Below are 6,175 nucleotides of genomic sequence, written 5' to 3'. Positions count from 1 at the left end.
GACGACAAGTCGTCAGCCTCGGATGCGGTCCGCGCCTTCCAGCGGGCGGTCTCGGAGGACAAGGTCAACCTCGTCATCGCGAGCTACATCTCCGAGGTCGTGCTGGCGCTCATGCCCTGGGCGGCGCGGCTGAAGACCCCGATGATCACACCCGGTGCGGCTTCGAACGAGATCAGTCTCGCCGTCCACAAAGACTATGCGCGCAACAAGTACACGTTCCACGGCTACCTGACCTCGGCGGCGCTGGCGCAGTCGATCTGCGATTCGACCAAGGACATGCTGATCGATCTGATGAAGGTGAAGACCGCTGCGATCATGAGTGAGGACGCAGCCTGGACCCGTCCGCTCGATGTCGGCTACGAGAAATGCCTGCCCGAGATCGGCGTGAAGGTCGTCGACCACATTCGCTTCTCGCCGGATACGGGCGACTTCACCCCGATCTACAACAAGATCGAGGCCTCCAAGCCGGATCTCATCGTCACCGGCATCTCGCACGTGGGCGTGCAGCCGACCGTGCAGTGGCAGAACCAGCAGGTCCCGCTGGCCATGACCGGCATGAACTCGCAGGCGACCTCCTCGACCTTCTGGTCGAACACCAACGGCGCGACGCAGGGCGTGATCTTCCAGAGCATCGCGGTGCCGGGCGCAGCCATCACCGGCAAGTCGCTCGCCTTCAGCGATGCGTTCAAGAAGCGGTTCAACAGCGATCCGTCCTACGCGGGCTACATGGCCTACGATCAGGTCTACTACGCCGCGGAAGCCGTGAAGCGGGCCGGCTCCACGGAGGCCGACAAGCTCGTCGAGGCCCTGGAGAAGACCGATTGGGAGGGGACGGTCGGGCGCACGCAGTTCTACGGCAAGGACGATCCCTTCACCCACTCGATCAAGTACGGGACGGGTTTCGTCACCGGGCTGATGGCCCAGTGGCAGGATGGTAAGCAGATCGCGATCTGGCCGAAGAGCCTCGCCCAGGGCCAGATCGTTCTGCCCGCCGCCGTCAAGGCCGCAGCCCGGTAGGGTTGCGCAGGGCCCGCGCTTGCCAAGCGCCGCCATTGCCGCAATCAAGACGGGCCGTGTCCATGAGGCACGGCCCGAAAAACGCATGCGTTGAGGACGCCGTGATGGCCAGCACTGCCCTGCCAGAGACCATGCGCCAGATCCGCTTCACGGGTCCGGGCGGCCCGGAGGTGATCGCGGTCGAGTCCGTGCCGCTGCCGCGCCCGGGGCCCGGTCAGGTGTTGATCGAGGTGGTGGCCGCGGGGGTGAATCGCCCGGATATGATGCAGCGTGCCGGCCTGTATCCGCCGCCGCCCGGAGCGACGGAGATCCCAGGCCTCGAAGTTGCGGGCCGTGTCGTTGCCCTCGGCGAAGGCGTCAACGGCTTGGCCGTTGGCGATGAGGTCTGTGCCCTGGTGATCAGTGGCGGCTATGCCGAATTCGCCGTGGCTGAAGCCGGCCACTGCCTGCCACGCCCCGAGGCTGTCTCGCTGGTGGATGCCGGTGGCCTGCCGGAGACGTTCTTCACCGTCTACTCGAACGTGGTCCAGCGCGGCCGGCTGACCGCCGGGGAGAGCTTCCTGGTCCATGGCGGATCGAGCGGCATCGGCGCGACGGCGATCCAGATTGCCAAGCATGTCGGCGCGAAGGTTTTCGCCACGGCCGGCTCGGCCGAGAAATGCCGTTTCTGCGAGGACCTCGGAGCCGACGCCGCGATCGACTACAAGCAGGCGGATTTCGCCGAAGAGGTGAAACGCCTCACCGATGGGCGCGGCGTCGATGTCATCCTCGACATGATCGGCGCCAGCTATCTCGCCCGGAATCTCAAATCCCTCGCGCCGGACGGGCGTTTGGTGATGATCGCGCTCATGGGCGGCTACAAGGTCGATGGGCTGAACATCACCCCGATCATGCGTAACCGCCTGACCTTTACCGGCTCGACGCTCCGCCCCCGCCCGAAGGCCGACAAGGCCGCGATCGCCGATGGCCTGCGCCGGGACGTCTGGCCCGAACTCGATGCCGGCCGGATCCGCACCGTCACGCACGCGACCTTCCCGCTGGAGCGGGCCCAGGAGGCGCATGCGCTGATGGAATCGAGTGCCCATCTCGGCAAGATCCTGCTGACCACCGGCCGCTGAGCGCCGGGGCGGCAGGAACCGGCTTCGCCGGCCCCGCGTTGGCGGCCGGTAACGGGATTGTGTCGCAGACCACGCCTCCGCGTGTTGCGTCCCGCAGACGAGGATGTGTGCAGATGGCCGAAAGATTGAACCCGCAGGACGGCCGGCAGGGCGAGCGCGGCAAGCCCGTTCTCTGGGTGCTGGTGGCGAGCCTCGTCCTCCTGGCGATCGCCACCGTCGGGCTACTGACGTGGAATGGCGCGAATTCGCCGAAGGATTACGCCAGCCAGAGCCAGGATGCGTCGCGGCGCGAGGTGACGGGCTCCGTCAATGGTCAATCTGGCGCGGCGTCGCCGTCCAACAGCACGGGCGTTCCGGGTGGCAACCCGTCCTATCCGCAGCCGGCTCAGCCGGGCGCGAATGGCGGCGCGGCGAAGTAACCGGGCTTGGGGCGGCCGTGCTGCCGCCCCTCCTCGCCGGATCAGCGGGTCGGGATCGGCGTCGGCCCGCGGTAATCGTAGAAGCCGCGCTTCGCCTTTCGGCCCAGCCAGCCGGCCTCGACATACTTCACCAGCAGCGGGCAGGGGCGGTACTTCGAATCCGCGAGTCCTTCGTAGAGAACCTGCATCACCGACAGGCAGGTATCGAGTCCGATGAAGTCGGCGAGCTGAAGCGGGCCCATCGGATGGTTCGCCCCGAGCTTCATCGCCGTGTCGATCGACTCCACCGACCCGACGCCTTCATACAGCGTGTAGATCGCCTCGTTGATCATCGGCAGCAGGATGCGGTTGACGATGAAGGCCGGGAAATCCTCGGACATCGTCGAGGTCTTGCCGAGCTTGGCGATGAACGCCTTGGCGGCCTCGTAGGTCGTGTCCTCGGTCGCTATGCCGCGGATCAGCTCGACCAGCTGCATGACCGGCACCGGGTTCATGAAGTGAATACCGATGAACTTCTCCGGCCGGTCCGTCGCCGCCGCGAGCCGGGTGATCGAGATCGACGACGTGTTGGTGGCGACCAGCGCGTCCGGCCTGAGGGACGCGCACAGCGATGAGAAGATCTCGCGCTTCGTGGCCTCGTTCTCAGTCGCAGCCTCGATAACGAGGTCGCAGGGGCCGAGGGCGTCGAAATCGCGTGCCGGGTTGATGCGCGCCCGGGCCTCACGGCTGCCCTCGTCGGACAGGGCACCCTTGGAGACGAGCCGGCCGAGATTGCTCTCGATCAATCCCAGACCGTTTTCCAGGCGGTTCGGATCGCGGTCGTTCAGCAGGACATCGAGACCGGCCGCGGCGCAGACCTGTGCGATGCCGCTGCCCATCTGGCCCGCGCCGATGATGCCGACCCGCTTGATCTCCATGTCCATTGACCGACCTGTGCCCCTGATGCCGTTGCCGATGCACGGCCGCCGGACTCGACGGACTGCGCCAAGACGACGGCCTGCAATCGCGCCGTCACCGCCTTCTAGACCAATCACCGACGCGGAAGGAACCCGCAGGGACGCGGGGGGCTAGAATGCCCGCACCGCATCACCGGCACGAAGTCCGATCCGTTACTGACCCTTCGCCTTGCCAATCTCCGATTGCAGCTCCGGAACGACCTGAAACAGATCGCCGACAAGGCCATAATCGGCGATCTGGAAGATCGGAGCGTCCTCGTCCTTGTTGATGGCGACGATGACCTTCGAGTCCTTCATGCCGGCGAGATGCTGGATCGCGCCGGAGATGCCCACCGCCACGTAGAGATCGGGCGCCACGACCTTGCCGGTCTGGCCGACCTGCCAGTCGTTGGGCGCGTAGCCCGCATCCACCGCCGCGCGGGACGCGCCCACCGCCGCGCCGAGGCTGTCGGCGAGCGGCTCGATCAGCTCGTGGAACTTGTCCGACGATCCGAGCGAGCGGCCGCCCGAGACGATGATCCGAGCCGAGGCCAGCTCCGGACGGTCGGACTTGGCGATCTCCTCACCCTTGAAGGTCGAACCGGCTGCCTCGGGCGCGGAGGCGGAGACCGGCTCGACCGGAGCTACCGCGCCACCCTCTTCGGCCGCCTTGAAGGCCGCGGTGCGCACGGTGATGACACGTTTCCCGGCCGGTGTCTGGACAGTCTGGATGGCGTTGCCGGCGTAGATCGGGCGCTCGAACGTGTCGGGCGCAATGACCTTGATGATGTCCGATACCTGCGCCACGTCGAGAAGGGCGGCGGCGCGCGGAAGCACGTTCTTGCCTGTCGTCGAGGCTGAGGCGATGATCGTGTCGTAGGGCTCGGCGATCGATGCGATCAAGGCCCCGACCGGCTCCGCGAGGTCGTGGTCGTAAGCGGCATCCTCTGCGACCAGCACCTTCTCGACGCCGTCGAGCTTAGCCGCCGCCTCGGCCACCGCCTTCGATCCTGAACCCAGCACGAGGGCATGAATCGGCGCACCGATAACCTTGGCTGCGGTCAGCGCCTTAAGCGTGCCGTCCTTGATCTGGCCGTTGCCGTGCTCAACGAAGAGGAGTGTCGTCATGGTCGTTTCGAATCCCCGGAATTGGTGATGCGAGGCTCGACCCGCGTCGGGGAGCCTCGCTTGCCGATCAGATGACGCCGGCCTCGACCTTGAGCTTCTGAACCAGTTCGGCGGCGGAGCCGACCTTCACGCCGGCCGAACGCCCCGCCGGCTCGACGGTCTTCACCACCTTGAGCTTCGGCGTCACGTCGACGCCCAGCGCATCGGGAGCCAGCTCCTCGAGCGGCTTCTTCTTCGCCTTCATGATGTTGGGCAGGCTGGCATAGCGCGGCTCGTTGAGGCGCAGGTCCGTCGTGACGATCGCCGGGAGCTTCAGCGCCACTGTCTGCAGGCCGCCATCGACCTCGCGGGTGACGTCGAGGCTGCCTTCACCGGCTTCGATCTTGTAGGCAAAGGTGCCCTGCGGCCAGCCGAGCAGCGCGCCGAGCATCTGGCCGGTCTGGTTCGAATCGTCGTCGATCGCCTGCTTGCCGAGGATGACGAGCTGCGGGCTCTCCTTCTCGACCACGGCCTTGAGGAGCTTGGCCACCGCGAGCGGCTCGCAATTGACGTCGGTCTTCACGAGGATCGCCCGGTCGGCGCCCATGGCGAGGGCGGTGCGCAGCGTCTCCTGTGCCTGCTGCGGGCCGATCGAGACAGCCACGATCTCGGTGACCTTGCCCTTCTCCTTGAGCCGGATCGCCTCCTCGACGGCGATCTCGTCGAAGGGGTTCATCGACATCTTGACGTTGGCGAGTTCGACCCCGGAGCCGTCGGCCTTCACGCGGATCTTGACGTTGTAGTCCACAACCCGCTTGACGGGCACCAGCACCTTCATGGCGGTCACGATCCTTCCCCGGAGGATTCTTGTCGTCGTGCAGGCCGTTCCCGCGGGCGCCCAGGGGCGCCGGCGCGGAGGCGTGCAGGGCGGGCCGGACCGTAGCGGCCGCATTTCCGCCTTGTCAACGCGGCGGAGTGAAGGGGGCTGGAAAAGAGACTCTGCGGCTCAGCGGTTTGCGCCAGGGACCCAGAGCACGTCATCGGCGCCGTCGCGATTGGCGGTGCGGCTCGCGACGAACAGGAAGTCCGAGAGGCGGTTCAGATATTGTTGCGCCGCGGGTGAGACGATCTCGTTCTCCTGCGCAGCGAGGCTCACTGCCAGCCGCTCGGCGCGGCGGCACACGGTGCGGGCGAGGTGCAGGGCCGCCGCCGCCGCCGAACCGCCGGGCAACACGAAGGACTTCAGCGGTGGGATCGACGCGTTCAGGGCGTCGATGTCGCGCTCCAGGCGTTCCACCTGGCTCGCGACGATCCGCAGCGGTTCGTAGGGGAGGGGATCCGCACTCGGCGGCGTCGCGAGGTCGGCGCCGAGGTCGAACAGGTCGTTCTGGATCGCCGCGAGCATGGCGTCGAGCGGCCCCGACGTGTGCAGACGGACGAGGCCGATGCAGGCATTGGTCTCGTCGACGGTGCCGTAGGTCTCGACCCGGAGGTCCGCCTTGGACCGCCGTTGACCATCCGCCAGCGCAGTCGTGCCGTTATCGCCGGTGCGCGTGTAGATCTTGTTGAGCTTGACCAC

Annotated in this window: 7 protein-coding genes; 3 read left to right on the top strand and 4 right to left on the bottom strand. The window is 66.8% G+C overall.

Annotation, left to right across the window (positions count from 1 at the left end; all coding sequences use genetic code 11):
• From MKK88_RS04470 to MKK88_RS04460, 3 genes are all read left to right on the top strand, one after another.
• The coding region (locus MKK88_RS04470) for an ABC transporter substrate-binding protein (protein ID WP_243997398.1) at positions 1-1,017 on the top strand (1,017 nt) is incomplete at its 5' end.
• Positions 1,018-1,121: 104 nt separating this feature from the next.
• Positions 1,122-2,135 (top strand): NAD(P)H-quinone oxidoreductase, encoded by a 1,014-nt coding sequence (locus tag MKK88_RS04465; protein ID WP_243997397.1) that lies wholly within the window; start codon positions 1,122-1,124, stop codon positions 2,133-2,135.
• 113 nt (positions 2,136-2,248) lie between these two features.
• The gene (locus MKK88_RS04460; protein WP_243997396.1) at positions 2,249-2,554 is read left to right on the top strand and encodes a hypothetical protein; all 306 of its coding nucleotides are present in this window, start codon (positions 2,249-2,251) and stop codon (positions 2,552-2,554) included.
• A 41-nt stretch (positions 2,555-2,595) separates the two neighbouring features.
• Here MKK88_RS04460 and MKK88_RS04455 read toward each other — a convergent pair whose 3' ends face one another.
• From MKK88_RS04455 to MKK88_RS04440, 4 genes are all read right to left on the bottom strand, one after another.
• Complete coding sequence (locus MKK88_RS04455) at positions 2,596-3,477, bottom strand: 3-hydroxybutyryl-CoA dehydrogenase (RefSeq protein WP_243997395.1); 882 nt, start codon at positions 3,475-3,477, stop codon at positions 2,596-2,598.
• Positions 3,478-3,663: 186 nt separating this feature from the next.
• A complete protein-coding gene (locus tag MKK88_RS04450) occupies positions 3,664-4,617 on the bottom strand; it encodes an electron transfer flavoprotein subunit alpha/FixB family protein (RefSeq protein ID WP_243997394.1) in 954 nt (317 codons plus the stop codon).
• Positions 4,618-4,684: 67 nt separating this feature from the next.
• On the bottom strand, positions 4,685-5,434 hold the full coding sequence (locus tag MKK88_RS04445) for an electron transfer flavoprotein subunit beta/FixA family protein (RefSeq protein ID WP_243997400.1): 750 nt from the start codon (positions 5,432-5,434) through the stop codon (positions 4,685-4,687).
• Positions 5,435-5,602: 168 nt separating this feature from the next.
• Positions 5,603-6,175 (bottom strand): cob(I)yrinic acid a,c-diamide adenosyltransferase, encoded by a 573-nt coding sequence (locus MKK88_RS04440; protein ID WP_243997393.1) that lies wholly within the window; start codon positions 6,173-6,175, stop codon positions 5,603-5,605.

Origin of the sequence: Methylobacterium sp. E-005, assembly GCF_022829725.1 — a bacterium.
Lineage (GTDB): Bacteria > Pseudomonadota > Alphaproteobacteria > Rhizobiales > Beijerinckiaceae > Methylobacterium.
Note: the sequence above shows the minus strand (reverse complement) of the source record. Positions and strands in the feature narration are given on the sequence as shown.

Coding starts and splice junctions, on each gene's coding strand:
- MKK88_RS04450 (WP_243997394.1), bottom strand. CDS start 4,617: ATGACGACACTCCTCTTCGTTGAGCACGGCAACGGCCAGATCAAGGAC.
- MKK88_RS04465 (WP_243997397.1), top strand. CDS start 1,122: ATGGCCAGCACTGCCCTGCCAGAGACCATGCGCCAGATCCGCTTCACG.
- MKK88_RS04455 (WP_243997395.1), bottom strand. CDS start 3,477: ATGGACATGGAGATCAAGCGGGTCGGCATCATCGGCGCGGGCCAGATG.
- MKK88_RS04445 (WP_243997400.1), bottom strand. CDS start 5,434: ATGAAGGTGCTGGTGCCCGTCAAGCGGGTTGTGGACTACAACGTCAAG.
- MKK88_RS04460 (WP_243997396.1), top strand. CDS start 2,249: ATGGCCGAAAGATTGAACCCGCAGGACGGCCGGCAGGGCGAGCGCGGC.